Below are 25,624 nucleotides of genomic sequence, written 5' to 3'. Positions count from 1 at the left end.
TCAGAGATCCTGCTCGTAACGCACATACGGCACGGTGCCGTCGTCGTTGCTCTCGTTGCGTGGAGAGAAGGGGTTCTTGCCGCGGCTGATCACGTTCTCGGCGCCGACGGTGAGCTGGCCGGACCACGGCGTCCGCCAGGTCAGGCCGATGCCCAGACCTTCCCACTTGCCGGGGCGGCCGGGTACGTCGACCACGCGGCCGATGATGCTGCCGGTGAAGTTGCCGTAACCGGCGCCGAGGCTGAGGCTCTTGCTGTCCCAGCGATCGACCAGGGCCGGCGAGGCATCGGCCAGCGGAACCAGGCGTGCCTTGGCGTAGGTGCCGGCGATGGACACGAATCCTTCGCGGCCGATGTTCTTCTGCGCGAACACGGTCAGGTCGTTCTGCTCGGCACGCAGGGACGGCGTCTTGTTCGGGCCGGCCAGCCAGGCGGGCAGTGTTTCGCGACCGGTACCGGCGGTGATGCCCAGGCGGCTGCTGCCCCGGTTCAGGGCAGCCGTGCCGGTGAAGCGGCGGCTGCTGAGGTCATCGTCGTCGCCCAGGCTGGCCAGCATGCAGTGGCTGGCCAGACCGCTGATGCTGGTACTGCTGCTGTTGCTGCAGAGCAGGCCCAGCGAGTCGCCCGACGACAAGCCAAAGGCCGCATCCAGCGAATTGCGGCCGAAATGCCAGCGGGCGCCAGCGGCCTGCTCACCGGTGGGTTCCAGGTAGAGCAGGGCTTCGACCTTGCCGCTGCCCTTGTTCCACACCGGCAGCACCGTGCGGGTGTCCTTGCTCTGCGCATGCGCGCCCGCGACCGCGCCAAGGGCGATCAGCAGGGCCAGCGGTAGACGCAGATAGGTACGCATCGGACCAGTTCAGACAGGGACAGACAACGGAAGTTCCCGCAGGGGCGGGGACTCGATCCTAGGGTGTTTATGATTTCTTAACAAGCCTTGATCCTCCCCAGGTGCAAGACCCGCCGCTTACTGAAGGCGTTCAGGTGCCGGAACAGCCCCCTCGGCACCGTGGAACAGTATGCCGAACTCCGTCAACGGGAAGTGATACTCCCGTCCGCAGAATTCGCAGCGGACTTCGACCTCGCCGGTGGCTTCGGCCGCCGCCCGCGCCTCTTCCTCTCCCAGCGACTGCAACATCGAGGCGACCCGCTCGCGCGAGCAGGAGCAGGCAAAGGACAGTGGCTTGCTGCCCATCAGCTCCGGGTTCTCCTCATGGAACAAGCGGTGCAGCAGCTGCTCGGCGGGAGTAGCGAGCAGTTCGGCCCTGCCCAGGGTCTCGAACAGGGCGCTGGTGCGCGACCAGCCATCTTCGTCGCCCTCGTCGCCGGGCAGTTTCTGCAGCAGAAGGCCGCTGGCCCCCGTGCGGTCGGCGGCCAGCAGCAGTCGCGTCGGCAACTGCTCGGACTGCCGGAAGTAGTCCTCGAAGGCCTCGTCCAGTTCCGCGGCGCTGAGCCCGACCAGGCTCTGGTAGCGCTGCGGTTCGCGCGGGTCCAGCCCGGGGTTCTCGATGGTGATGGCGAGGAGGGCGTCATCGCCCAGGCTGGACAGGTCGCGCGGCGCGTCGGCGCCCTCGCTGAGCTGGGCGATGCCGCGCAGGGTGCCGGCGGCGGTGCATTCGGCGAACAGCGTGCGCAGCGTGGTGCTGCTGCGCAGCTGGATGGACAGGCGGCCGTCGACCTTGGTGTGGCCGGTGAACAGCGCCGAGGCCACGCAGGCTTCGCCGAGCAGCTCGGCTGCGGCGTCCGGGTAATGGGCATGGGACAGGATTTCCTGCCAGGTGGCCTGCAGGCGCACGTGTACGCCGCGGACACCCGCGTCGGGAAGCAGGAAGCGGATCAGGGAATCAGGTTGGGCGGTCATCGGCTCACATCGCGCGGAAACAGGGGTGGTTGCCGGATAATGCGCCGACAGCCAGGCAGAAGAAGGATGCACCACTAATGGGGGCAGGGGGAGAGCAGGACAAGGTGAAGGTGGCCGGGGACGTTCCGCGCCGCCGGCGTTGGCACTGGAAGCGGCTGCTGTGGCTGCCGGTGCTGTTCGTGGCCTTCAGCTGCCTGCAGGTGCTGGTGCTGCGCTTCGTGGATCCGCCCATTTCCAGCGTGATGCTGTGGCGCTACGGGGAGGCGCTGGGTGCGGGCGACTGGGCCTACCGGCTGCACTACCAGTGGCGGGATCTGGACCAGATGGCGCCGAGCCTGCCGATTTCGCTGGTGGCGGCCGAGGACCAGCGTTTCCCCGAACACAGTGGGTTCGATCTGCAGGCCATCGAGAAGGCGCGTGACCACAACGCGCGGGGCGGCCGGCTGCGCGGGGCCAGCACCATCAGCCAGCAGGTGGCCAAGAACCTGTTCCTCTGGCAGGGCCGCAGCTGGATCCGCAAGGGCCTGGAGGTCTGGTACACGGTGCTGATCGAAACGTTGTGGCCCAAGCAGCGGATCCTGGAGATGTACGCGAACATCGCCGAGTTCGGTGACGGCGTGTACGGTGCGCAGGCGGCGGCGAAGACCTTCTGGGGCAAGGACGCCGCGCGCCTCAGCCCGGCCGAGAGCGCACGGTTGGCGGCCGTGTTGCCGGCACCGCGGCGCTACAGCGCGGCCTCGCCCGGTCCCTACGTACAGCGTCGCGCCGCGTGGATCCAGCGCCAGGCCCGGCAGCTGGGCGGCGCTGCGTACCTGGCCGAGGACTGAGGCGGGCGTCTGCGCCGCTCCGCACTGGCGACGTACAATCCGGGCATGATCCGTGAACGCCTCACCGTCGTCATTGCCGCCTGCAACGAAGCTCTGGCGCTGCCGGTACTGCACCCGCGCCTGTGCGCGGTACTGGATGCGATGCCGGACATCGATGGCCACATCCTTTACGTGGACGACGGCAGCCAGGACGGAACCTGGGAGGTGATCGCCGCGCTGGCGCAGTCCGAGCCACGCGTGTCGGCGCTGAAGCTGTCGCGCAATTTCGGCAAGGAGGCCGCGCTGACCGCCGGGCTGGATCTCGTCCGCGAGGGTGCGGCGATGATTCTCGATGCCGATGGCCAGGATCCACCGGAGCTGCTGCCGCAGTTCGTGGCGCGGTGGCGCGAGGGTTATGACAACGTCTATGGCACGCGCCGGGCGCGCGCGGGCGAGAGCTGGGTCAAGCGTGCGACCGCGGCGATGTTCTACCGGGTGATCGGCCGCCTGTCGCGCACGCCGATTCCCGCCGATACCGGCGACTTCCGCCTGCTGTCGCCACGCGCGCTGAGCGCGTTGCGTGAAATGCGCGAGCGTCACCGTTTCATGAAAGGGCTTTTCAGCTGGGTTGGCTTCCGCCGGGTGGCGGTGCCGTACCAGCGCCACCCGCGGGTGGCCGGCAGCAGCAAGTTCAGCCTGTGGCGGCTGTGGAACTTCGCGCTGGAAGGCATCACCGGTTTCTCCACCGTGCCGCTGCGCGCGGCCACCTATCTGGGCCTGGCCACTGCGGCGGTGGCCTTCGTGTTCGGTGTCTGGGTGATCGTGAAGGCCGCGATGTACGGCGACCGCGTGGCGGGCTGGCCGACGATGATGGCGGTGATCCTGTTCCTGGGCGGTGTGCAGCTGATCGCGCTGGGCCTGATCGGCGAGTACCTGGGGCGCCTGTATGAGGAGTCCAAGCAGCGTCCCCTGTACCTGGTTGACGCCTGGCTAGCATCGTCCGTGGCAGACTCCGTCGTGCAACCCACCCTGGGAGGGCAGGCAGATGACGTCGGTACGGCAACTGTTGGACGGCAAGTCCCCTGAAGTGCATGCGGTCGCGCCCGGCGCGGCGGTGATCGATGCGATCCGGCTGATGGCCGAGAAGGGCATCGGTGCGGTGCTGGTGATGGAAGGGCCGCGACTGGTCGGCATCCTGTCCGAACGTGATTACGCCCGCAAGATCGTGCTGCGCGATCGTTCCTCACGCGATACGGCGGTAGCCGAGATCATGACTGCGAAGGTGGTGACGGTGGCGCCCGGCGAACAGGTCGAACATTGCCTGCAGCTGGTCACCGATTACCGTATCCGACATCTGCCGGTGGTGGAGGGGGGACAAGTGCTGGGCGTGATTTCCATCGGCGATCTGGTGAAGTCGGTGATCGATGCACAGCGCCGCGAGCTGGACCAGCTGCAGCAGTACATCGTGGCGGGATGAGTTTTCGCTGGCGGGCCCGCCGGCCCGCTGTTCGGAGCCGAAGCCGAAGCCAAAGCCGAAGCCAAAGCCAAAGCCGAAGCCAAAGCCGAAGCCAAAGCCGAAGCCAAAGCCGAAGCCAAAGCCGAAGCCGAAGCCAAAGCCAAAGCCGAAGCCGAAGCCAAAGCCAAAGCCAAAGCCAAAGCCAAAGCCAAAGCCAAAGCGGCGCCTTGCTGATGCGCCGGAAGGCGGAGGGCATGGCCGTGCAGGACACGCCGTAAACCCTTCCATGGGGGCTCGATGGCGCCATCCATGGCGCCAACGGTCCTGCACGGCCATGCCCTCCGCTTCTGGATACATTGCTGGGAACGCGGTGGGTAGCGGCCAGCCTTGGTTGGCAACACCTTGTGGTTCCGCGCGTGCCCCTCACTTCGCGATCCAACAAACGCTACTACTTCGCGTACTGCCCGCCGCAGTCGGCGTCCTTGCCGGGGCCCAGTTCGATCGTGGCCAGCAGTGCGGCCGGTGGCGCGATGCTTCCCAGCGCCAGGGCGACCGCACCGCGGACGCCGAGCGCCTTGAAGTCCGGGCGGAACGAAGGATCCTTGAACGTTCCCGCGATGTGCAGCGGCGAGCGCAGCACGAGGATGCTGCGGTCCTTCGGCCGTGGCTTCAGCAGCAGGTCCAGCGACTCATCGCGCAGGCTGACGGTGCCTTCGCCGAGAATCAGCGTGTCGGTGGTATCGACGGCGAACGTGCGGCTGGTCATCAATCCCTCGCGTACGCCGAAGTCGGCAAAGGCGCAGCGCAGCGGAATCTGCTTGTCGCCGGTCACCAGGAACTTGACTGCCTCGGTGATGTCCAGCCCGGCCAGTTCCATCACCAGATTGCCGACGTGGCCACGTCCCATTGCCAGGCCCACATCGCCATTGCTGCTGCCCAGCATGGCGGCGATCGAGTTGCCGCGGCCGCTGAGGTCGATTTCGCCACCGATGCCGCCCTTGGCCTGTTCGGCCAGCTTCGCATCCGGGAACAGTTGTCCCAGCTGCACGCCGCGCACGCTGGCCTTGAGCGCGGTGGCGATCTGCGGCTGCCGCGCATCCATGCGGATCGTGCTGCGGATGTCACCACCGGCCACACCGAAGTTCAGCGGGTCCAGCCGCAGCACGCCATCGTCCAGCAGCAGATGCGCATCCATATCGTCAAGCGGCAGCGATGGTGCGTTGATGCGATGTGCCTTCCAGCGCACATCGGCATCCATCGCGCGCAGCTTGCCGAGATTGTACGGCGTGTCCGGCAGCACCCTGGTGCGCGCGGCCACGCGTGCGGCCTCAGCCTTCTGCTCGGCGTTGGCGGTCTCGCCGCTCCCGGTTCTGGGCGGGGCGCCGACAAAGCCGGCCAGATCGTCGAAGTCCAGTCGACGGGATTCCAGCGTGGCCGTCAGGCGCGGGCGCGCACCACCTGTTTCGAACTTCACATTGCCGCCGAGATCGCTGTCGCCGACCTTGCCGGTGAACTGCTCGTAGCGCCACACGTTATGGTCGCGCTTGAGGCGCCCCTCCAGGGCATAAGGCGGCGAAGGCGGAATGGCGATGCCCAGCAGGGGATACAGGTCGGCCAGATCCTGGCCACTGAGCGCGAAAGCGAGGTCGAGCACCTGCAGCTGGAAGGGATTGGTCAGGGTGCCACGGGCGACGGCATGGGTGGCACCTGCACGCCCATCAAGATGGATGCGGAAGGGATGATCGCTGTCGGTCAGTTCCAGCGGAGATTCGGTGCCGCCGCGAAGGGTGAAAGGATTGCCCTGCCAACGACCCTTGCCCTGCACCAGCAGGGGCGGCGCGGCATCCGCCTGCCTGGGCCGGCCACTACGCACATTGACATGGATGTCGGTGCGACCCGCCGCGTCGATGAACTGCAGGCGGCCGTCATCGATACGCAGCCGCTTGAGCTGGGGCGTGGCGCCGCCGCGGCTGTCACCCAGGAAATCCCAGTTGCCCGGCTCGCCCTTGCGTGGGGCGGTTTCCAGCAGCACGTCGGGACGGGTCAGGCGGATCTCGGGGAGCTGCACGCTGCCCCGCAGCAGGGGCCACACCCGCAGGTCGATTTCGACCCGGTCGGCACTGGCCATGTTCGGCTGCTTCGCCCATGACGCATTGGCGAACGTGACGGTGTCGGCGCGGATCGTGCTGGTACGGCCGAGGTCGACATCCAGGTGGCCGATCTGCAGCACGCGGCCGGTCCGCGCCTGTACCGCCCGCTCGACCGGCCCCTTGAACCAGTTCCAGTCCCAGAGCGCGATCAATACCAGGATGGCCGCCAGCAGGAACACCAGCACCGCCAGCCAGCGCTGGCCTCGCGGGCCAGGGCGGCGGAAGCGCCAGCGCGACGGACGCGGCGGAGCAGGGGAGGCAGTCGCATTCACGCTGCCATGGTTGCCCTGCGCGGGTGGACGCAGCGCGAAGCGTTCATGTGCGCGGTGTGCACATGAACGCGTGTGGCACGGCTCTCTACAGCACCTGCATGGTCACCGCGACGAAGTGGCAGACACTGCCGCCGATCACGAACAGGTGCCAGATCGCATGCGAATAGGGGATCGATTCGCGGTGATAGAAGTAGGTTCCCAGCGTGTAGGAGATACCTCCGGCCAGCAGCCAGCCCAGCGTCCAGCCATCGATGGAGGCCAGCATGGGCTTGACCGCGACGATCACCAGCCAGCCCATGGCCACGTAGATGGCGGTGGACAGGCGCTTGAAGCGGCCGGTATAGAACAGCTTGAACACCACGCCGGCCAGGGCCAGCGTCCAGATCGCGGCGAACAGGCCCCAGCCCCAGGGGCCGCGCAGGCCGATCAGCGTGAACGGCGTATAGGTACCGGCGATCAGTACATAGATCGCGCAGTGGTCGAAGACCTTCAGCCTGCCCTTGGCAACCGGATGCTGGATGGCGTGGTAGAGGGTGGAGGCGGTGTACAGCAGCAGCAGCGCGATGCCGAACACGATCGCACCTGCCAGTTGCCAACCATCGCCGTAGATGGCGGCCAGGGTGATCAGCACGGCACCCGCACCGAGCGCCAGTACGGCGCCGAGACCGTGGGTCAGCGCACTGGCGATTTCTTCGCGGATCGAAGCAACGGAAGTCGAGGACATGGCGTAGGCATCATTCGCGGGGAGGGGGACCCGCGCCCCCCTATCATCGCCGCGATGGCGGGCGCATGCACGCCCGCCTCCACACGGAAGTCCGATGTCCTGACTGGCCGGATTCAGCCAGCGGTTAGGGTGTGCGCGGCCTCGCGGGTGGCGGCAAAGCGCACGTCGGGCGCGCGCTCCTGTGCCAGCTGCAGGTTGACCCGGGTCGGCGCGAGATAGACCAGATGGCCGGCGGCGTCCAGCGCCAGGTTCAGTGCGTTCTTCTCGCGGAACTCTTCCAGCTTCTTCTCGTTGCTGCAGTGGATCCAGCGCGCCGTGGTGACGCTGACCGGCTCGAAGGTGGCTTCCACGCCGTACTCGTCCTTCAGGCGGTAAGCGGCCACGTCGAACTGCAGCACGCCCACCGCACCCAGGATCAGATCGTTGCTGGTCAGCGGCCGGAAGAACTGGGTCGCGCCCTCTTCGGAGAGCTGGGCCAGGCCCTTCTGCAGCTGCTTGAGCTTGAGCGGATCGCGCAGGCGCGCACGGCGGAACAGCTCCGGGGCGAAGTTGGGGATGCCGGTGAAGGTGACGGCCTCGCCTTCGGTGAAGGTATCGCCGATGGAAATGGTGCCGTGGTTGTGGATGCCGATCACATCGCCCGGCCAGGCCTCGGCGGCGATTTCACGGTCGCTGGCCATGAAGGTCAGGGCGTTGGCCAGCTTCATCTCCTTGCCGGTGCGCACGTGGAAGGTCTTCATGCCCGCGCTGAAGCGGCCCGAGCACACCCGCATGAAGGCGACGCGGTCGCGGTGCTGCGGGTCCATGTTGGCCTGGATCTTGAACACGAAGCCGGTCAGCTTGCTCTCTTCCGGGGCGATCTCGCGGCCGGTGGTGGCGCGTGCCTGCGGCGATGGCGCGTGCTCGACGAAGAAGTCCAGCAGGGGCTGCACGCCGAAGTTGTTCACGCCCGAACCAAAGAACACCGGCGTCTGCTTGCCCTCGCGATAGGCCTGCAGGTCGAACGGATGGCTGGCGCCCTGCACCAGCTCCAGTTCATCGCGCAGGTCGGCCAGCATCTGTGCGCCGATCTTCTCGGCCAGGCCGGGAGCGTCGATCGACGGGAAGATGGTCGAATCCTGGCGGGTGAAGTTGCGACCCGGTTCGTACAGGTGCACCTCGCCGGTCAGCAGGTGGACCACGCCCTTCAGGCGCTGGCCCATGCCGATCGGCCAGGTGACGGGCGCGCACTGGATGCCCAGCACGGTTTCCACTTCATCCAGCAGTTCGATCGGATCCTTGCCCTCGCGGTCCAGCTTGTTGATGAAGGTCATGATCGGGGTGTCGCGCAGGCGGCACACTTCCATCAGCTTGATGGTGCGCTCTTCCACGCCCTTGGCCACGTCGATCACCATCAGTGCCGAGTCCACCGCGGTCAGCACGCGGTAGGTGTCCTCGCCGAAGTCGGCGTGGCCGGGGGTGTCGAGCAGGTTGACGATCTTGCCTTCGTACGGGAACTGCATCACCGAGGAGGTGACGGAGATGCCGCGTTCCTTCTCCAGCGCCATCCAGTCGGAGGTGGCATGGCGGGCCGCCTTGCGGCCCTTGACCGAACCGGCCATCTGGATCGCGCCTCCGAACAGCAGCAGCTTTTCGGTCAGCGTGGTCTTGCCGGCGTCAGGATGGGAGATGATGGCGAAGGTGCGGCGACGCGACGCTTCGGTGGCGACTTCGGACATGGCAGTGGCGCCCGCCCGGGGCGCTTTTCAAAGAGATAAGCGCCTGATTATACCGGCCGTGGCCGGTCAGCGCCCGGCCGCGCCCTCGGCATCACCCTGGCGGGCGAACTGCAGCTGTCCCTGGGAGGCGAAGATGCGCACGGGTACCGAGCGCAGCGCCATGCCGCGGTTGACCTGCACCACGAAATGCAGGTGCGGGGCGCTGCTGTAGCCGCTGTTGCCGGACAGGCCGATCGGCTGTCCGGCCTGCACGGCCTGGCCACGACGCACGCGCATGCCGCCTGCCTGCAGATGGCCGTACAGCGCCATGCTGCCGTCGCTGTGCAGGACACGGATGAAATTCGCCCTGCCGCCGTCGCGCTCGCGGTCCTGGCCGTTGCCACGGAAGCCGTCCTGGATCTGCATCACGGTTCCCTCGCGCGCGGCCAGCACCAGCGTCGCCTCGGGCAGGGCGAAGTCCACGGCGTCGCGGTTCTCCTCGTCATCGTGGCTGAACCGGCCCTGCGGCGCCTGGTCCACGCGCAGGCGTGCGGCGTCGAACGGCAGGCGGTAGGCCACGTCTTCGGCGCGGGCGTCGGGACGGCCCGGTACCGACTGCAGGCGTACGTCGAGCGTGCTGCCGCCCACGGGCGAGGGCAGGTGACCGACCACGAGGCTGCTGTCGCCCTGCACCAGCGACCGTACCGGCAGGCCCTCGATGGGGCGCCCGGGTCCAGCGCGCAGTTCAACCTGTAATGGGCCGGCCAGGGTGTTGTCGATCCGGGCCTGCCAGTATTCGCCCACCTGCTGCAGCCGCAGTTGCGCCATGGGGGCCGCCTGGCCGATGCCCTGCGTGCCGGGGGCGGGGGCCGGTGAGGGCACCAGGCCCCAGCCCTGCCGCCAGTCGGCCGCTCCGGCGGTGGTGCTGATCAGCAACGGCAGCAGCAGGCAGGACAAGGGCAGGCGCGGCATCGGGCGTTCCGGACAGGGGGACCGCCGCGACTGTACCTGATCCGCAAAAGGTGGGCCGCAGCGATCGCTCCGGGCATTCATCGCTTTATCCGCATGAAGGGATTGACATGCACGGAAAGCGATGGCATCGTGGCTCCACCATCGAGACCGGCAGAGGGACAGGCCCTTTGAAGCCGGGGCAGCCCGCAGGCGCGCAAGCGCCGGCGTAGGTGCCAAATCCTGCGGGGACCGTGGCGTCCACCGGAAGATGGTTCGAACCATGCACCGCAGGTGCATCTCGAACGCGAGCCCCGCGAAGGCTCGATGGCCGATTCCCCTAACGGATCCCGCCATGAGCTTCGCCCCCAGCACCACGCTTCGCCCCGAACCCTTTGTCCCCGTCAGCGTGCCGGTCGAAGACCGCGTGCACGCCGAGCGCGGCGAGTTCGCCGCGGTGCTGTCGATGCGCCACGCCGGCGCGTGCCCGGTACGCGTTCGCTACGAATGGGCGGGACCGGTCGATGCACCGGTGGTGGTACTGGCTGGCGGCATCTCCGCCCATCGCCATGTGGCGTCCAACGCGCAGTTCGCCGAGAAGGGCTGGGCCGAGGAACTGGTCGGCAGTGGCCGCACGCTCGATCCGCAGCAGCTGCGCGTTCTGGCGTTCGACTTCATCGGTGCGGATGGCGCGCTGGACGTGCCGATCGACACGGCCGACCAGGCCGACGCGCTGGCCCTGCTGCTGGATCACCTGGGCATCCGCACACTGAAGGCGTTTGTCGGCTACTCCTATGGCGCCCTGGTCGGGCAGCAGTTCGCTGTCCGCCATCGCGCCCGCGTGCGCCAGCTGGTGCTGGCCAGTGGTGCGCACCGTCCGCACCCCTATGCCGCGGCGTGGCGTGCGTTGCAGCGCCGGGCGGTCGCCCTGGGACAGCTGCAATGCGGTGAAGACCATGGCCTGGCACTGGCCAGGCAGTTCGCGATGCTCAGCTACCGCACGCCGGAAGAGTTCGGCGAGCGCTTCGACGCTCCGCCCGAGGTGGTCAACGGCCGCGTCCGTGTGGCCGCCGAGGACTACCTCGACGCGGCGGGCGCGCAGTACGTCGCGCGCACCCCGGTGACCGCCTACCTGCGCCTGTCCGAATCGATCGACCTGCACCGCGTGGATCCCACCGCCATCCTGCCGCCAACCGTGGTGGTGGCCGTGGAAGGCGATCGGCTGGTGCCGTTGGCCGACCTGGTCGGTCTGGTCGAGGGGCTGGGTCCGCGCGGCAGCCTGCGCGTGCTGCGCTCCCCATACGGCCACGACGCCTTCCTCAAAGAAACCGATCGCATCGACGCGATCCTCGCTACCGCCTTCCGCACTTCTGGAGAGACCGCATGAGCCTGCACGCCGCCGAGCCGTCCTGTTGTCGCACCACTGCCGCCGTCCGCGCCGGCATCGATCGTGACACCGCCCATGGCGCGGTCACTCCACCGATCGTGCTGTCGTCGAACTTCAGCTTCGAAGGCTTCGGCAACAAGCGCCAGTACGACTACACGCGCAGTGGCAACCCGACGCGCGACCTGCTGGGCGAAGCACTGGCCGAACTGGAAGGCGGAGCCGGTGGCGTGGTCACCGCTACCGGCATGGGCGCCATCAACCTGGTGCTGAATGCCCTGCTGCAGCCGGGCGACACGCTGGTGGTACCGCACGATGCCTACGGCGGCAGCTGGCGCCTGTTCAACGCGCTGGCGAAGAAGGGGCATTTCGAACTGGTCACCGCCGACCTCACCGACCCGCGCACGCTGGCGCAGGCCCTGGCCACCCAGCCACGGCTGGTGCTGGTGGAAACCCCGTCCAACCCACTGCTGCGCATCACCGACCTGCGCTTCGTCATCGAGGCGGCGCACAAGGCCGGGGCGCTGGTGGCGGTCGACAATACGTTCCTGTCGCCGGCGCTGCAGCAGCCGCTCTCCTTCGGTGCCGATCTGGTGCTGCATTCGACCACCAAGTACATCAACGGCCACAGCGATGTCGTCGGCGGTGCGGTGATCGCACGTGATCCCGCGCTGCACGAACAGCTGGTGTGGTGGGGCAACGCACTCGGGCTGACCGGCTCTCCCTTCGATGCCTTCCTGACCCTGCGCGGCCTGCGCACGCTGGATGCACGCCTGCGTGTGCACCAGGAGAACACGGCCTCGATCGTCGCGCTGCTGGACGCGCACCCCGCCGTGGCCCGGGTGTATTACCCCGGCCTGGCCGACCATCCCGGTCATGCCATCGCCGCACGCCAGCAGAGCGGCTTCGGCGCGATGCTGTCGTTCGAGCTGGCCGACTGCGCCGGCGAGGATCCGCACGCTGCCGTGCGCGCGTTTGTCGATGGACTGCGCTGCTTCACCCTGGCCGAATCGCTGGGCGGCGTGGAAAGCCTGGTCGCGCATCCGGCGACCATGACCCACGCAGCGATGAGCGTTGAGGCGCGTGCTGCCGCTGGCATCAGCGAAGGGCTGCTGCGCCTGTCGGTCGGCATCGAGGCCGAGCGCGACCTGCTGGCCGATCTGGGTGCGGCGCTGGCCCGCGCCGAAGCGGTGATCGACGCTGCCGCACGTCGCAAACAGGTGGTGGACGCATGAGCGCGCTGGCTGCCGAGATTCCGGCGCTGGGCGGCGGTCGCCTGGCACTGCTGGGCACCGGGACGGTGGGCTCTGCGTTCGTGCAGCGCTACCAGGCCCTGCAGGCGCGCGGCCTGGAACTGCCCAGCGTGCAGTGGCTGGCCAACTCGCGTACTGCGCTGGCCATCGACCGCGATCTGGCCCTGCCGCTCGAACTGGCGCGGCGCGCACCGCGCGGCGGCCAGAGCGTGCCACCGTGGGCCGGTGCCGAAGGGCTGGAGCGTGGCGATGTGGTGGTTGATGCCACCGCCAGCGAAGACGTGGCCGCCCGCCATGCGCAGTGGCTGGCGCGCGGGGTGCACGTAGTGACGGCCAACAAGCTGGGCCGGGGCGGGCAGCTGTCACGCGCGAAGGCCATCGCCGAGAGCTGCGCCGACAGCGGCGCCCGGTACGGCGACAGTGCCACCGTGGGGGCGGGGCTGCCGCTGTTGAGCAGCCTGCGCGCGCTGGTGGCCGGGGGGGATCACATCCACGCGATCGAGGGGGTGTTGTCCGGTTCCCTGGCCTGGTTGTTCCATCGCTATGACGGCCGTTCGCCGTTCTCGGCTGCAGTGCGCGAGGCGCTGGCCGCGGGTTACACCGAACCGGATCCGCGCCTGGATCTGTCCGGCGAGGATGTGCGGCGCAAGCTGCTGATTCTGGCGCGCAGCAGCGGACTGGCGCTGGATGCCGCACAGGTGCACGTGGATTCACTGGTGCCCTCGGCGTTGGCTGCGCTGCCGCTGGACGACGCATTGGCCGAACTGGAGCAGCTGGACGCACCGCTGCAGGCGCGCTGGCAGCAGGCGACGGACAGCGGCCGTGTTCTGCGCTTCGTCGGCCGGGTCGACGCTGACGGCGCACAGGTGGGGCTGCGTGAACTGCCGGCCGATCATCCACTGGCGCAAGGGGCGGGCACCGACAACCGCGTCGCCATCCACAGCGACCGCTATCGCACCCAGCCGTTGCTGATCCAGGGGCCGGGAGCGGGCGCGGAAGTCACTGCTGCCGCATTGCTGGATGACGTGCTGCGCATCGTGGGATGAGCAGCGTCCCGCTGCGCCCGCCGGGCCATGCCCGGCGGATCCGCAGTTTCAGCGCCCTTTCAACACCTTCAGCAGCGCGGCATTGAACTGCCTGGGGTCCTGTACCTGCGGCGAATGGCCCAGTTCGGCGAATTCGACCAGCGTCGCGCCGGCAATCGCCGCAGCGGCCGATTTGCCCAGCGCCGGATAGTTGCCCAACCGTGCCTTCACTTCTGCCGGTGCCAGGTCACGACCGATCGCGGTGCGGTCCTTCTGGCCGATGAACAGCGCGGTCGGCACCTTCAGATTCTTCAGCTCGTATACCACCGGCTGGTTGAACACCATGTCCGAGGCAAGTGCCTGGCTCCAGGCCACCGCCTGCCTGCCGTCGCCCTCGTACATGCCCGCTTGCATGCGTGCCCAGGTTTCATAGGCAGGCTTCCAGGTGCCGTCGTAGTACACGTCCAGCTGGTAGCGGCGGATGCTCTCGTAACTGGTTTTCAGCTCGCCGGCATACCAGGCATCGACGCTTCGCCACGGCACGCCCAGCGCCTTCCAGTCCTCCAGGCCGATCGGATTGACCAGCGACAGGCTGCGCAGGTCCTGCGGATAGGTCAGTGCATAGCGCACCGCCAGCATGCCCCCCATCGAATGGCCGACCAGGTGCACGGGCAGGCCGCCGAGCTGCAGCTGCTGCAGCAGTGCATGGGTGTTGGCGGCGAGCTGGCCGAATGAATACTGGTAGCGCTCGGGCTTGCTGGATTTGCAGAAGCCGACCTGGTCAGGTGCGATCACTCGGTAACCGGCGGCGAGCAGGGGAGGGATGGTTTCCTTCCAGGTCGCCGCGCAGAAATTCTTGCCATGCAGGAGCACCACCACGCCGATCGGCGCGGTCGTCGGCGCGATATCCAGATAGGCCATCTGCAGCGGTTGCTGCTGCGATTCCAGGGTGAAGGTCTGTACCGGATGGCCGTAATCGAAGCCCTCCAGCCGCGGCCCATAGGCGGGAGCGGCAGCGGCGGTGAGGGGCAGGCAGGCCAGCAATGCGGCGGCGATCACGCGCATGGGACATTCCGTGACAGGGGATGCCCGAGCCTAACCGGAATGCGGTGACGGTGTCGTCCGGCAGATGCCCGTCATCAGCACTCGATGACATTCACCGCGAGGCCGCCGCGGCTGGTTTCCTTGTACTTGTCCTGCATGTCGCGGCCGGTGTCGCGCATGGTCTTGATGACCTTGTCCAGCGACACCTTGTGCTTGCCATCGCCGCGCATTGCCATGCGCGAGGCGTTGATCGCCTTCACCGCGCCCATCGCGTTGCGCTCGATGCAGGGAATCTGCACCAGCCCACCGATCGGGTCGCAGGTCAGGCCGAGGTTGTGTTCCATGCCGATTTCCGCGGCATTCTCGATCTGGCTTGGATTGCCGCCCAGCGCCGCAACCAGGCCGCCGGCCGCCATCGAGCAGGCCACGCCCACTTCGCCCTGACAGCCTACTTCGGCACCGGAAATCGAGGCATTCTCCTTGTAGAGGATGCCGATCGCGGCCGAGGTCAGCAGGAAGTCGAACACACGCTGCTCGTTCGCACCCGGGCAGAACCGGTCGAAGTAATGCAGCACCGCGGGCAGCACGCCGGCCGCACCGTTGGTCGGCGCGGTCACCACGCGGCCACCGGCGGCGTTTTCCTCGTTCACGGCCAGCGCGTACAGATTGACCCAGTCCAGCGTGGTCAGCGGATCGCGCATCGCCGCTTCCGGCTTCGACGACAGCTCGCGGTACAGCGCCGGCGCGCGACGGCCGACCTTCAGGCCACCCGGCAGCACGCCTTCCTCCCGGATGCCGCGCGTCACGCATGACTGCATCGCGCTCCAGATCTCGCGCAGCTGGGCGCGGATCTCGTCCTCGCTGCGCCAGCACTTCTCGTTCTCGAACATCAGCTGCGCGATGCTCAGGCCGCTGCGCGCGGTCTGCGCGAGCAGCTCGTCGCCGCTCTTGAACGGATAGGGCAGCGGGGTTTCGTCGGGCACGATGCGGTCATCGGCCGCGTCATCCTGGTTGACCACGAAGCCACCGCCAACGGAGTAATAGTCGCGCGTGGCGATCACTTCATCGTCGGCGTTGTACGCGGTGAAGCGCATGCCGTTGGTGTGGTACGGCAGCTTCTGCCGCTTGTTCATGCCGAGGTCGCGCTTCTCGTCGAAGGCGATCTCATGCTGGCCCATCAGCTGGATGCGCTTGCTGCTGCGGATGCGCTCCAGCGTGGACGGAATGATGTCCGGATCGATCAGGTTGGGGCGCTGGCCTTCCAGGCCAAGCAGGATCGCCTTGTCGGTGCCATGGCCGCGACCGGTCAGCGCCAGCGAACCGTAGACGTCGGCGCGGATGCGTGCGACCTCGTGCAGGCGGCCGGGGTCGAGCAGCCAGCGATGGATGAACCGCTCGGCGGCCTTCATCGGTCCGACGGTGTGGGAAGAGCTCGGGCCAATGCCGATCTTGAAGACGTCGAACGTGCTGACAGCCATGGATGCCAAACTGCGGGTACCGGACAAGCGGCTATTCTAGCGGCTTGCCGGGCCCTCCGATGGCTGCGGCGCAGCATTTCCGCCAAGCGAGGCAAGCCGGTGTTGACCCTGTTCCAGCGTGACGACTGCCACCTGTGCGATATGGCCCTGGCCGAACTGGCCAAGGCACGCGCGCCCGAGTTCGAATCGGTGTTCCTGGATGACCATCCAGCGCTGGAGGCGCACTACGGCGCGCGGGTACCGGTGCTGCGCGACGAGGCGGGCGGCCGCGAACTGGACTGGCCCTTCGATGCGGCGCGGGTGCGGGCCTGGCTGGCTGCGGGGTGAAGCCGCCGGGCATGGCCCGGCGCCACCCTGTATCACCGTTCCAAGGTGGAGCCGGGCATGGCCCGTGGCTTACTTCGCGTCGAACTTCACGATCGTGCTGATCGCGGTTTCGTCGGGGATGGTCTTGGTGTCGGCCCAATCGCCGGCGCCGACGCTGAAGTCCAGGCGCTTGACGGTGGCCTTGCCGGTCAGCACCGGCTGCGTGCCCGGCTTCCAGGTGAAGGTGAGCGTCACCGGCTTGCTGACACCACGCAGCTCGAGCGTGCCATCGGCGGCGAACTGGTCATTGCCGATGGCGCGGAAGCCCTTCGCGGTGTAACGCGCGGTGGCGAACTTGCCGACATTGAAGAAGTCCGCGCTCTGCAGCGTCGAGTCACGATCGCTGTTGCCGCTCCTGGCGCCGGCCAGCGGAATCACGACGTCGAGTGAGCCGGCCGCCGGATTGGCGGGATCGAAGCTGAGCTTGGTGGCGAAGCCCGGGAAGCTGCCGGTGAACACTTCGCCGTCGTACTTGCTGGCAAATACCAGGATCGAGCCCGCGCCGGGAGCCTGTGCATAGTCCGCGGCCAACGCCGGGGCAGTGGCCAGCATGCCGGCCAGGGCAGCGGCCACGGCCGCCGGGGTGGTCAGTTTCAGATTCATCGGTCAGTCCTTCTGGGGAGAGGCAAGCCAGCCACGCGGCAGCATGCGGCTCAACGTCGCGTCGCGCTGGAACAGGTGGTGGTAAAGGGCAGCGCCGGCATGGGCCAGCACCACAGCGATCAGCAGCCAGAAGCCGTACTCATGGATCGCATGCGACACGGCGACGACCTGCGGATCCGGTCCGCTGAGCTTGGGCACATCGACCAGGCCGAACCAGCGGAAGGGCCGCAGTCCGCTGGCAGAGTCGTACAGCCAGCCCGAAAGCGGAATGGCGAACATCAGCACGTACAGCAGCACGTGGGTGGCGCTGGCGATGCGCTCCTGCCAGCTGGGCACACCCGGCACCGGCTTGGGCGCACCGGCGTAGAGGCGCCAGACCAGGCGCAGCAGCACCAGGGCCAGCACGGTGATGCCGATCGACTTGTGCGCGGTGTAGACCCAGAAGTATTTGGGCGTCCTGGGCAGTTCGCCCATGGTCAGGCCGACCACGCCAAGGGCGAGGATCAGTAGTGCGATCAACCAGTGCAGGGTCTGGCTGACACTGCCCCAGGCGGCAGGGGAGTTCTTGGCGGTCATGCGGGGTCCTTGGGGGCCGTCTTGCTGTCGGAGTGGGGAACCGGGGCAGGAGTTCCCGGCCTGTCGCTGCGGTCGAGGAAGGCCTCGGCCTCGATCCGTACCTGTACCGCGTCGCCGATCACCCCGGGCCAGGCGGTGATGCCGAACGCGCGGCGGCTCAACGTGGTGCTGGCGGAAAAACCCGCGGTGCGGCGGAACGGCGGCAACGGATAGCGTTTGATGGCATTGAGGGTCACATCCAGCGCGACCTCCTGGCTGACCCCGCGCAGGGTCAGCGTGCCGAACACACGGGCGTGGTTCGCATCGATCGGTTCGACCCGCGACGATACGAACCGGGCGCTGGGAAACCGCTCGCCATCAAGCAGGCTGCGGGCCAGCGTGGCCTGGTTCCATTTGGCATCTCCCAGATCCAGCCGGGCGACCGGCACATCGACCTGCAGGGTTGCCTCGCGCCAGTTGTCGGGATCGAACTGAAGGTGGCCCTCACTGCCCGATACCGTCCCCATGGCCTGCGAGTAGCCGGCATGATCGATCGTGAACAGCACCCGCGTGTGCACCGGATCCAGCCGGTAGGTATCGAGCTGTGCCCAGGCGGGCGCAGCGGCGAGCAGCAACGGCAGCAGGAGCAGGCGGGGTCGCATCGATGGCGGGCTCCGGGAGGGGACGCTGCGATCATACGCACAGCCCCCTGACAACGCTGCGTGCATGGCTGCAACAGTTCGTGGTGGCGATGCCACTGGAAACGGGCTGTTGCAGTCGTGAAGCCTGGGCTGTGTGACAATCGCGGCTGGATCGGGGGTTCAGGATGACGAGTGGCTGGCGTCTGTGGTGCCGAGGCATCGCAGTAACGGGTCTGCTGCTGCTGGCAAGCGCCACGGTGGCCGCGACTCTGGACATGGCTGGGGAGACACCACGACTGCGCCGCTTCGGCGCCGCCGAGGGCTTGCCGTCGCGCATGGTCGTGGCCCTGGCCGAGGACCGCCAGGGGTACATCTGGGCGGCCACCGATGGTGGGCTGGCCCGCTATGACGGCACGACGCTGCGGGTCTGGCAGCATGAACCGGAGCGGCCGGGTTCGCTGCCGGGCAACGAGATCGAGACCCTGCTGGTGGATCCGCTGGACCGGGTGTGGGTCGGCATCAACGGCAAGGGCATCGCCCGGCTGGACGCGGATCGCGAGCGTTTCTCCAGCTTCGATACGGTGAACAATGAATGCCAGAGCCAGTTCTGGACACTGGCCTATGCGGACGATGCGCTGTGGATCGGCACCAGCGGCCATGGCGTGTGCCGCTTCGGCGAGGATGGCAGCCTGCGCTTCTTCCAGCATGATCCGCAGCGCCCCGGCGGCTTGCCCAGCAACACCATCTTCAGCAGCCTGGTCGACGCGCAGGGCCGCCTGTGGGTCGGTACCGAGGCCGGTGTCGCCCGCTGGAACGGCAACGGCTTCGAGGCCATCGCGCCGCGCGAGCTGGGCAGGGTCAGCGTGCTGCGTCTCAGCCGCGACCCCGATGGATCGATCTGGGTCGGCAGCCAGAACGAAGGCCTGTTCCGCATCGATGCCCAGGACCGCGTCAGCCGTCCACGCTGGTCCGGCAGTGATCGCTTTCGCTCGGCACTGGTGCTGGCGGATCGGCAGGGAGGCTACTGGGCAGGTACCTCGGATGGGCTGCTGCGCGGTGATGCGCAGACACTGTGGCGCCTGGAGGGCGATCGCGGCAGCGGCTTCCTGACCGCCCACAGCGGCGTGCTCGATCTGCTGCAGGACCACGAAGGCGGGGTCTGGGTGGCCCTGCTGAGCCAGGGGTTGGCCTATCTGCCGCCGGACTGGCGCCGCTTCTCCACCTGGAACCAGCTCGACGGCAAACCGCTGGACAGCCAGTACCTGCTCAGCGCGGCCACCGATGGCCGGAATTACTACGTGAGTTCGGCACACGGCGTGTACCGGATCGATGCGCAGGGCGTGCTGAGTCTGCTTGCCAGTGATCGCGAGCTGGGCAGTGGCGCGGTCTGGTCGGTATTGCCGCGGCCGGACGGCCGCCTCTGGCTGGGCCGCGCCGGGCGCATCACCGTCTATGACCCGGCCACCCGCGCAACCCGGGAGTGGCGCATCGACGGCGGCTCCGACCTGCGCCAGCGCATCGACCTGATGCGGCAGGCGCCGGATGGCACCGCCTGGGTGTCGGTGATGAACGTCGGCGTGCAGCAGCGTCTGGACGATGGCCGGGTGCTGCGCAGCTTCCCCGTCGAGGGATTCCGCGGCCTGGGCGATGCGCCGATCGAGCAGATTCGATTCGATCCGCGCGGGCAGGCCTGGGTGATGGGGGACATGGGCCTCTGGCGCCAGCAGGGTGAGCGCTTCGAGGCGGTTCCTGGCGTCTCGCGGGGATCGATCTACGACCTGGTGTGGATCGATCCGCAGCAGCTGTGGCTCGCCCGCCAGGGCGCCTTCGAGCGCTACCAGTGGGACGGCATGAGCCTGCGCCTGGTGCAGCGCGTCGATGCTGCCGCCGGTGTGCCACCCCTGAGCATGGGTGGGCTGGCCTTGGCCGACGATGGCCGCCTGTGGGCCACCACGCCGCGCGGTCTGCTGCGCTGGGATCCGAGAACGAAGCGGCTGAGGCAGTTCACCGAGCGCGACGGACTGCCCGATGCCGAATTCACCGGCCGACCGCCTGCGGTGAACGCCGATGGCCGCGTGCTCGCGGTGACCCAGACCGGCGCGGTCGGTTTCGACGTCAATGCCGCCGACACCCCACTGCCATCCTCCGCGCTGGTGATCGCGCAGGTGCGCGTACGTCGCGACGATGCGCGCGGCTGGCAACCCCTGCCGACCACCGGGGTGCTGCTGCTGGGTCCGGATGACCGTGATCTGCAGATCGACGCGCGGCTGCTCTCGTACGGCAACCCGCAGGGCAACCGCTATCGGTTCCGGGTGCAGGGCTATGACCAGAACTGGGTGGAGCAGGGCGGCGACGGCCAGCGCACGCTGTCGCGCCTCGCGCCCGGTGCCTACGTGATCGAAGTACAGGCGGCCACCGACAGTGGTCCGTGGACGCCGTCGCAGCAACTGCAGGTGAAGGTATTGCCGCCCTGGTGGCGCAGCGGCATGGCGATCTTCGGCTACCTGCTGCTGGGCTCGTTGCTGCTGCTGGTGCTGGCATGGGCGATCCGCAGCCGTCTGAGAAGGCGCCAGCAGTGGCAGCTGACCGTGCACAAGCAGCAGCTCGCCGAGCAGGCCTCGCAGGCCAAGAGCCACTTCCTGGCCACGCTGGGTCATGAGGTGCGCACGCCGATGACCGGCGTACTGGGCATGAGCGAACTGCTGCTGGCCACATCACTGGATCCGGTACAGCGCAGCTATGCCGGATCGATCCAGCAGGCGGGCAGCCATCTGCTGCGTCTGGTCAACGATGCCCTGGACCTGGCCCGGATCGAAGCCGGGCGGCTGGAGCTGGACCTGCGTCCGTTCGATCTTGCCGCGCTGTTGGACCAGGTGCAGATGCTGATGCGGCCGATGGCGCAGCAGCGCCAGCTCGATTTTGTACGCGAGGATGCCTTGCCCGGCCCGATCAGCGTCAGTGGCGATGAAATGCGCATCCGCCAGATCCTGCTGAACCTGCTCGGCAATGCCATCAAGTTCACCGAGCGCGGCCAGGTCGGCCTGGGCGTGCGGCTGCAGGAGGATGGCGGCGGGGTGTGCTTCGAGGTGTTCGATACCGGCCCCGGCATCAATGCCGAACAGCAGCAGCGTCTGTTCCATCGCTTCGAGCAGGCCGATGGCCCGCGGACAGCATCGCGCTATGGCGGCAGCGGTCTGGGCCTGGCGATCTGCCAGGAACTGGCCGTGGCGATGGGTGGGCGCATCGATGTCGACAGCCAGCCGGGCAGGGGCGCACGGTTCCGCGTGCAGCTGCCGCTGCCGTGGACCCGCCAGGCTGCCCACAGTGGTTCCGACAGGGCGTCGCCACCGCCGCTGCCGCCGCTGCGCATCCTGCTGGTCGAAGATGACGCCACGGTAGCGGACGTCATCGCCGGCCTGCTGCGCGGTCGTGGCCACGACGTAGTGCACGTGCTGCACGGCCTGGGGGCCTTGTCGGAGATCGCGACCGAGGGGTTCGATGTCGGTCTGCTCGACCTGGATCTGCCGGCCCTGGACGGAACGGCGATCGCCCGTCAGCTGCGCGCCATGGGCTATGAGCTGCCACTGGTGGCGGTGACCGCGCGGTCCGATGCCTATGCGGAGGCGCAGGTGCTGGCCGCCGGTTTCGACGGCTTCCTGCGCAAGCCGGTCACGGGCGACATGCTGGTGGCGGCCATCGTGCAGGCTCGCAGCAAGCGCCAGGGTGAGGGCTGATTGCGCCGGCGCCGGGCGTGAACGGCGCGACTTTCGGTTTACCATGCCGACGCCCGCAGGACGGGCACCATCTGGGAACGCGTGAGGAGGCGATCAGTGGCGTATCTGCGGGCGGCGATGCTGCTGATGCTTCTGCTGTGCTGCCTGGCGCCCGCTGCCGCACAGCCGGTACCGCCCACGCCCCGGCAGGTGACGGTGTTCGATGGCCTGCCGTCCAACACCGTCAACCGCATGGCGGAGGACCGCTACGGCTACCTGTGGATCGCCACCAATGACGGGCTGGCACGATACGACGGCCGCAACTACCGGGTCTGGCGCTCCGAGGATGGCCTGCGCGACAACCGCATCTGGACCGTACTGGTCGATACCCGCAACCGCTTGTGGATCGGCACCGAGAATGCCGGCCTGGTAAGGATGTCGGCCGACCGCCGGCAGCTGCGGTTCTTCGACCGCAGCAGCCAGCCGCTGATGAGCACCAATACGATCTGGAGCCTGGCCGCCACCCCCGATGGCTCGATCTGGTTCGGTACCCACGAAGGCGGGCTGTACCGGGTGGATGGCAATGATCGCGTGCAGCGCTTCCTGCCCGAGGCGAACAATCCGCGCAGCCTGCCGGCCGCTGCGGTGCCCTATCTGGCCACGCTGCCCGACGGCAGCCTGTGGGTGGGCACCAAGCATGGCGTGGCGCGTTGGACCGGCAGCGATTTCGAGCGGGTCGGCGACGAGCAGGTGCCCGGCCAGCTGATCAACGGTTTGACCGCCGAACCTGACGGCAGCCTGTGGATCAGCACGCTGGCCGGCGCATTCGTGCGCCGGCCGGATGGTCGCTTCGAGCGGCAACCCTGGTCGGTGCCGGCCGGCGACGAGGTGCTGGGCATGATGCTGCGCGATGAGCAGGGGGGCTACTGGCTGGACACCCGCAGCGGACTCGGCCGTGCGGTCGATGGCCAGTACCAGACGGTGCCGCTGTACAGCGCGATCGCGCGCGGCCAGGTGCGGCCGAACTGGACCGGCGCCTACGAGGATCGCGAGGGCGGCATCTGGCTGGCCAGCACCAATGCCGGTCTCTGGCATTTGTTGCCACGGTGGTGGCAGTTCTCGGTGTTCTCGCGTCTGGAGGACGATGCATCGTCACTGCGCAACGCCTACGTACTCGGCACCAGTGCGTCCAGCAACGGAGGTGTCTGGACGGTCGGCAGCCACGGCGCGCTGGATCGCTTCAATCCCCGTACCGGCCGGATCGAGCAGTTCCGGCGCGGCGTCAATGGCATCCACTGGCTGACCTCGGTTCGCGAGGACCGCCATGGCCGGGTCTGGATCGGTTCGTCCGGAGCGCTGCTGCGCTATGACCCGGCACGCGACGAGCTGCGCCGCTGGGGACGCGACGCGCCTGCCGATGCCGCGATGGAGGGCGATGTCGACGCACTGATGATCTGCGACAGCAACAGCCTGTGGTTGATGATGCCCGCCGGCCTGCAGCAGCGCGATCTGGAAGGTCGGCTGCTGCTCGAACTGGACAATGGCCAGAACGGACTGCAGACCGGCCAGCTGAACCAGGATCTGGTATGCGGTCCGCAGAACCAGCTGTGGCTGGCCAGCAGCCGCGGGCTGCTGCAGTGGCAGCCTGAGCAGCAGCGCTTCCAGCCGGTGCCCGGCGCGCCGGCAACGGCACTGTACGCGGCGTATACCGGCAGCGACGGCCAGGTGTGGCTGTCCGAGGACGGCCGGTTGTCGCGCTATCGATGGAGCCAGGGGCGTCTGGAGCGGCAGGGGGTCATTGGTGCCGAACAGGGATATCCGGCGGTTTCCGCCACCGGTCTGGTGGTCGATGCGCAGGGTGTGGCCTGGGCCACCAGCGCACGCGGCCTGGTGCGGGTCGGCGCGGACGGCCAGAGCGTGCGCCTGTATGGCGTGCACGATGGCCTGCCCAGCCAGGAGTTCCGCGCGCATACCTTGATCGCGACGTCTTCGGGACGGCTGGTGGCAGGAACCCCGGCCGGCGTGGTGGTGTTCGATCCGGAACAGGTGCGGCCTTCGGTGCGCCGCGCACCGCTGGTGATCGAGCGGGTGGAGGTGCGCCGCAACGAGCAGGTGCTGGACCTGACCCACGACGCACCGTTGCTGATCGCCGACGGCGACCGCGATCTGCGCATCGTGGCGCGCCTGCTGTCCTTCGCCGATTCGGCCTCCAATTCGTATCGCTACCGCCTGGCCGGCTATGACCCGGACTGGGTCGAGGTCGGGCCCGCCGGTGAACGCCTGTTCTCGCGGCTGCCGCCGGGCAGCTATCGGCTGGAAGTGCAGGCGCGCTCGGCCGACCACGTCTGGTCGCGGGTGCAGACCCTGGAGTTCCGCGTGCAGCCGCCGTGGTGGCGCAGCCTGTCGGGCCTGCTGGTGCTGACGTCGATCGCGTTGCTGCTGACCAGTTGGTTTGCATGGCTGTACCGTCGCCGCCTGCAGCGTCGCCACGCCTACCAGCTGGCGTTGCACAAGCAGGAACTTGCCGAGCAGGCCTCGGCGGCCAAGACGCGCTTCCTGGCCAATCTGGGCCATGAGATCCGCACGCCGATGACCGGTGTGATGGGCATGAGCGAGCTGCTGTTGTCCTCGCCGCTGGATCCTCAGCAGCGCGGCTACACCCAGTCCATCCGCCAGGCGGGCGAGCATCTGCTGCATCTGGTCAACGATGCGCTGGACCTGGCGCGGATCGAATCGGGGCGCCTGGAACTGCAGTCCCGGCCGTTCGCGCTCCATTGCCTGCTGCAGGACCTGGCCGCGCTGATGGGGCCGCTGGCCGCGCAGAAGGGACTGCGTTTCGTCCTGGACAATCGCTTGCCGCCCGGCCTGCAGGCCACCGGCGATGCGATCCGGGTGCGGCAGATCCTGCTCAACCTGCTGTCCAACGCGGTGAAGTTCACCAGCCGTGGCACCATCACCCTGCATGCCCGGTGCGATGAGGCGATGCGTGCACTCCAGTTCGAAGTGCGTGACACCGGGCCGGGCATCAGCCAGGAACAGCAGCTGCGCCTGTTCCGCCGGTTCGAGCAGGCTGACGGTGCACGTACCGCGGCGCAGTATGGTGGCAGCGGCCTGGGGCTGGCGATCTGCCGCGAGCTGGCGCAGGCGATGCAGGGCCGGATCCAGGTCGAAAGCCAGTTGGGGCGCGGAACCTGCTTTGGAGTGATGCTGCCCCTGCCGCTGGAAGTGGACGCCGACGCCGATGCGGACAGCGCCGCGCGGAGCGAGGATGCAGTAGCGAACATGCCCCCCCTGCGCGTGCTGCTGGTGGAGGATGACGCGACGGTGGCCGATGTCGTGCAGGGTCTTCTGAGTGCGCGCGGCCATGAGGTGGTGCATGCCGGGCATGCGTTGGCGGCGTTGCGCGAGATCAGCGGGAGTGATTTCGATGTGGCCCTGCTTGACCTGGACCTGCCGGGCCTCAGCGGCTTCGAGCTGGCCGAGCATCTGCGCAACCAGGGGTACACGCTGCCGTTGCTGGCGGTGACCGCGCGCACGGACCCGGACCTGCAGAAGCAGGTGGAAGCGGCCGGGATCGGCGGTTTCCTGCGCAAGCCGGTCACGGGCGAGCTGCTGGTGGAGGCCATCGCCAAGGTGTTGGGGCGCTGAG

20 protein-coding genes and 1 riboswitch are annotated in these 25,624 nt (G+C 68.0%); of the genes, 9 read left to right on the top strand and 11 right to left on the bottom strand.

What is annotated here, in order from left to right; genetic code table 11:
- Positions 1 to 849: an XOO1806 family protein gene (locus N8888_RS14210; protein ID WP_128990771.1), complete on the bottom strand. Its 849-nt coding sequence runs from the start codon at positions 847 to 849 to the stop codon at positions 1 to 3.
- A gap of 117 nt (positions 850 to 966) precedes the next feature.
- Positions 967 to 1,860, bottom strand: a complete 894-nt coding sequence (locus tag N8888_RS14205; RefSeq protein ID WP_263175326.1) for an Hsp33 family molecular chaperone HslO — start codon at positions 1,858 to 1,860, stop codon at positions 967 to 969.
- 77 nt (positions 1,861 to 1,937) lie between these two features.
- On the opposite strand from N8888_RS14205, the gene mtgA reads away from it, so the two are divergent.
- The 3 genes from mtgA to N8888_RS14190 are packed head-to-tail and all read left to right on the top strand — an operon-like array spanning position 1,938 to position 4,143.
- Positions 1,938 to 2,687, top strand: coding sequence for a monofunctional biosynthetic peptidoglycan transglycosylase (mtgA, locus tag N8888_RS14200; RefSeq protein WP_053520199.1), 750 nt, complete (start codon positions 1,938 to 1,940; stop codon positions 2,685 to 2,687).
- A 45-nt stretch (positions 2,688 to 2,732) separates the two neighbouring features.
- A complete protein-coding gene (locus N8888_RS14195; protein ID WP_065174800.1) occupies positions 2,733 to 3,752 on the top strand; it encodes a glycosyltransferase family 2 protein in 1,020 nt (339 codons plus the stop codon).
- Positions 3,712 to 4,143 carry a CBS domain-containing protein gene (locus N8888_RS14190; RefSeq protein ID WP_053520201.1) on the top strand — a complete coding sequence of 144 codons (432 nt, stop codon included), beginning with the start codon at positions 3,712 to 3,714 and terminating at the stop codon, positions 4,141 to 4,143. Before N8888_RS14195 ends, N8888_RS14190 begins: the two co-directional genes overlap by 41 nt.
- 427 nt (positions 4,144 to 4,570) lie before the next feature.
- Here the strand turns inward: N8888_RS14190 and N8888_RS14185 are convergent, their stop codons facing one another.
- The 4 genes from N8888_RS14185 to N8888_RS14170 all read right to left on the bottom strand — a co-directional run bounded on the left by N8888_RS14185 (position 4,571) and on the right by N8888_RS14170 (position 9,937).
- Positions 4,571 to 6,544 carry an AsmA family protein gene (locus tag N8888_RS14185; RefSeq protein ID WP_111186378.1) on the bottom strand — a complete coding sequence of 658 codons (1,974 nt, stop codon included), beginning with the start codon at positions 6,542 to 6,544 and terminating at the stop codon, positions 4,571 to 4,573.
- Positions 6,545 to 6,629: 85 nt separating this feature from the next.
- A complete protein-coding gene (gene trhA / locus N8888_RS14180) occupies positions 6,630 to 7,268 on the bottom strand; it encodes a PAQR family membrane homeostasis protein TrhA (RefSeq protein WP_053519889.1) in 639 nt (212 codons plus the stop codon).
- A 113-nt stretch (positions 7,269 to 7,381) separates the two neighbouring features.
- A complete protein-coding gene (locus N8888_RS14175) occupies positions 7,382 to 8,986 on the bottom strand; it encodes a peptide chain release factor 3 (RefSeq protein WP_065174802.1) in 1,605 nt (534 codons plus the stop codon).
- 66 nt (positions 8,987 to 9,052) lie between these two features.
- A complete protein-coding gene (locus tag N8888_RS14170; RefSeq protein WP_263175321.1) occupies positions 9,053 to 9,937 on the bottom strand; it encodes a peptidoglycan DD-metalloendopeptidase family protein in 885 nt (294 codons plus the stop codon).
- A gap of 135 nt (positions 9,938 to 10,072) precedes the next feature.
- Positions 10,073 to 10,191: riboswitch (SAM riboswitch) on the top strand.
- A 77-nt stretch (positions 10,192 to 10,268) separates the two neighbouring features.
- Here N8888_RS14170 and metX point away from each other — a divergent pair.
- Genes metX through N8888_RS14155 form a run of 3 tightly spaced genes read left to right on the top strand, consistent with a single transcriptional unit; the run spans position 10,269 to position 13,596 of the window.
- On the top strand, positions 10,269 to 11,300 hold the full coding sequence (metX, locus tag N8888_RS14165; RefSeq protein WP_263175319.1) for a homoserine O-succinyltransferase MetX: 1,032 nt from the start codon (positions 10,269 to 10,271) through the stop codon (positions 11,298 to 11,300).
- Positions 11,297 to 12,532 carry an O-succinylhomoserine (thiol)-lyase gene (locus N8888_RS14160; protein WP_053519885.1) on the top strand — a complete coding sequence of 412 codons (1,236 nt, stop codon included), beginning with the start codon at positions 11,297 to 11,299 and terminating at the stop codon, positions 12,530 to 12,532. The genes metX and N8888_RS14160 overlap by 4 nt, the downstream gene beginning before the upstream one ends.
- Positions 12,529 to 13,596 carry a homoserine dehydrogenase family protein gene (locus N8888_RS14155; RefSeq protein ID WP_197601062.1) on the top strand — a complete coding sequence of 356 codons (1,068 nt, stop codon included), beginning with the start codon at positions 12,529 to 12,531 and terminating at the stop codon, positions 13,594 to 13,596. Before N8888_RS14160 ends, N8888_RS14155 begins: the two co-directional genes overlap by 4 nt.
- Positions 13,597 to 13,644: 48 nt before the next feature.
- On the opposite strand, the gene N8888_RS14150 is transcribed toward N8888_RS14155, so the two are convergent.
- Complete coding sequence (locus N8888_RS14150) at positions 13,645 to 14,640, bottom strand: alpha/beta fold hydrolase (protein WP_065174805.1); 996 nt, start codon at positions 14,638 to 14,640, stop codon at positions 13,645 to 13,647.
- Between the two features lie 74 nt (positions 14,641 to 14,714).
- Positions 14,715 to 16,097 (bottom strand): L-serine ammonia-lyase, encoded by a 1,383-nt coding sequence (locus N8888_RS14145; protein ID WP_074899552.1) that lies wholly within the window; start codon positions 16,095 to 16,097, stop codon positions 14,715 to 14,717.
- 141 nt (positions 16,098 to 16,238) lie between these two features.
- On the opposite strand from N8888_RS14145, the gene N8888_RS14140 reads away from it, so the two are divergent.
- Entirely contained in the window at positions 16,239 to 16,424 is a 186-nt protein-coding gene (locus tag N8888_RS14140) for a thioredoxin domain-containing protein (RefSeq protein ID WP_053519891.1), read from the top strand.
- 69 nt (positions 16,425 to 16,493) lie between these two features.
- Here N8888_RS14140 and N8888_RS14135 read toward each other — a convergent pair whose 3' ends face one another.
- Genes N8888_RS14135 through N8888_RS14125 form a run of 3 tightly spaced genes read right to left on the bottom strand, consistent with a single transcriptional unit; the run spans position 16,494 to position 18,283 of the window.
- The gene (locus N8888_RS14135; protein ID WP_053519881.1) at positions 16,494 to 17,066 is read right to left on the bottom strand and encodes a YceI family protein; all 573 of its coding nucleotides are present in this window, start codon (positions 17,064 to 17,066) and stop codon (positions 16,494 to 16,496) included.
- A 3-nt stretch (positions 17,067 to 17,069) separates the two neighbouring features.
- Positions 17,070 to 17,642, bottom strand: coding sequence for a cytochrome b (locus N8888_RS14130; protein ID WP_053519880.1), 573 nt, complete (start codon positions 17,640 to 17,642; stop codon positions 17,070 to 17,072).
- Positions 17,639 to 18,283 carry a YceI family protein gene (locus N8888_RS14125; RefSeq protein ID WP_053519879.1) on the bottom strand — a complete coding sequence of 215 codons (645 nt, stop codon included), beginning with the start codon at positions 18,281 to 18,283 and terminating at the stop codon, positions 17,639 to 17,641. Before N8888_RS14125 ends, N8888_RS14130 begins: the two co-directional genes overlap by 4 nt.
- A gap of 164 nt (positions 18,284 to 18,447) precedes the next feature.
- Between N8888_RS14125 and N8888_RS14120 the strand changes: the two genes are divergently transcribed.
- Both N8888_RS14120 and N8888_RS14115 read left to right on the top strand, forming a co-directional pair.
- The gene (locus N8888_RS14120) at positions 18,448 to 21,996 is read left to right on the top strand and encodes a sensor histidine kinase (RefSeq protein WP_263175314.1); all 3,549 of its coding nucleotides are present in this window, start codon (positions 18,448 to 18,450) and stop codon (positions 21,994 to 21,996) included.
- Between the two features lie 96 nt (positions 21,997 to 22,092).
- On the top strand, positions 22,093 to 25,623 hold the full coding sequence (locus N8888_RS14115) for a hybrid sensor histidine kinase/response regulator (RefSeq protein ID WP_065182626.1): 3,531 nt from the start codon (positions 22,093 to 22,095) through the stop codon (positions 25,621 to 25,623).
- The last annotated feature ends 1 nt before the right edge of the window (position 25,624 follow it).

The sequence above is a fragment of the Stenotrophomonas maltophilia genome (assembly GCF_025642255.1).
Lineage (GTDB): Bacteria > Pseudomonadota > Gammaproteobacteria > Xanthomonadales > Xanthomonadaceae > Stenotrophomonas > Stenotrophomonas maltophilia_P.
Note: the sequence above shows the minus strand (reverse complement) of the source record. Positions and strands in the feature narration are given on the sequence as shown.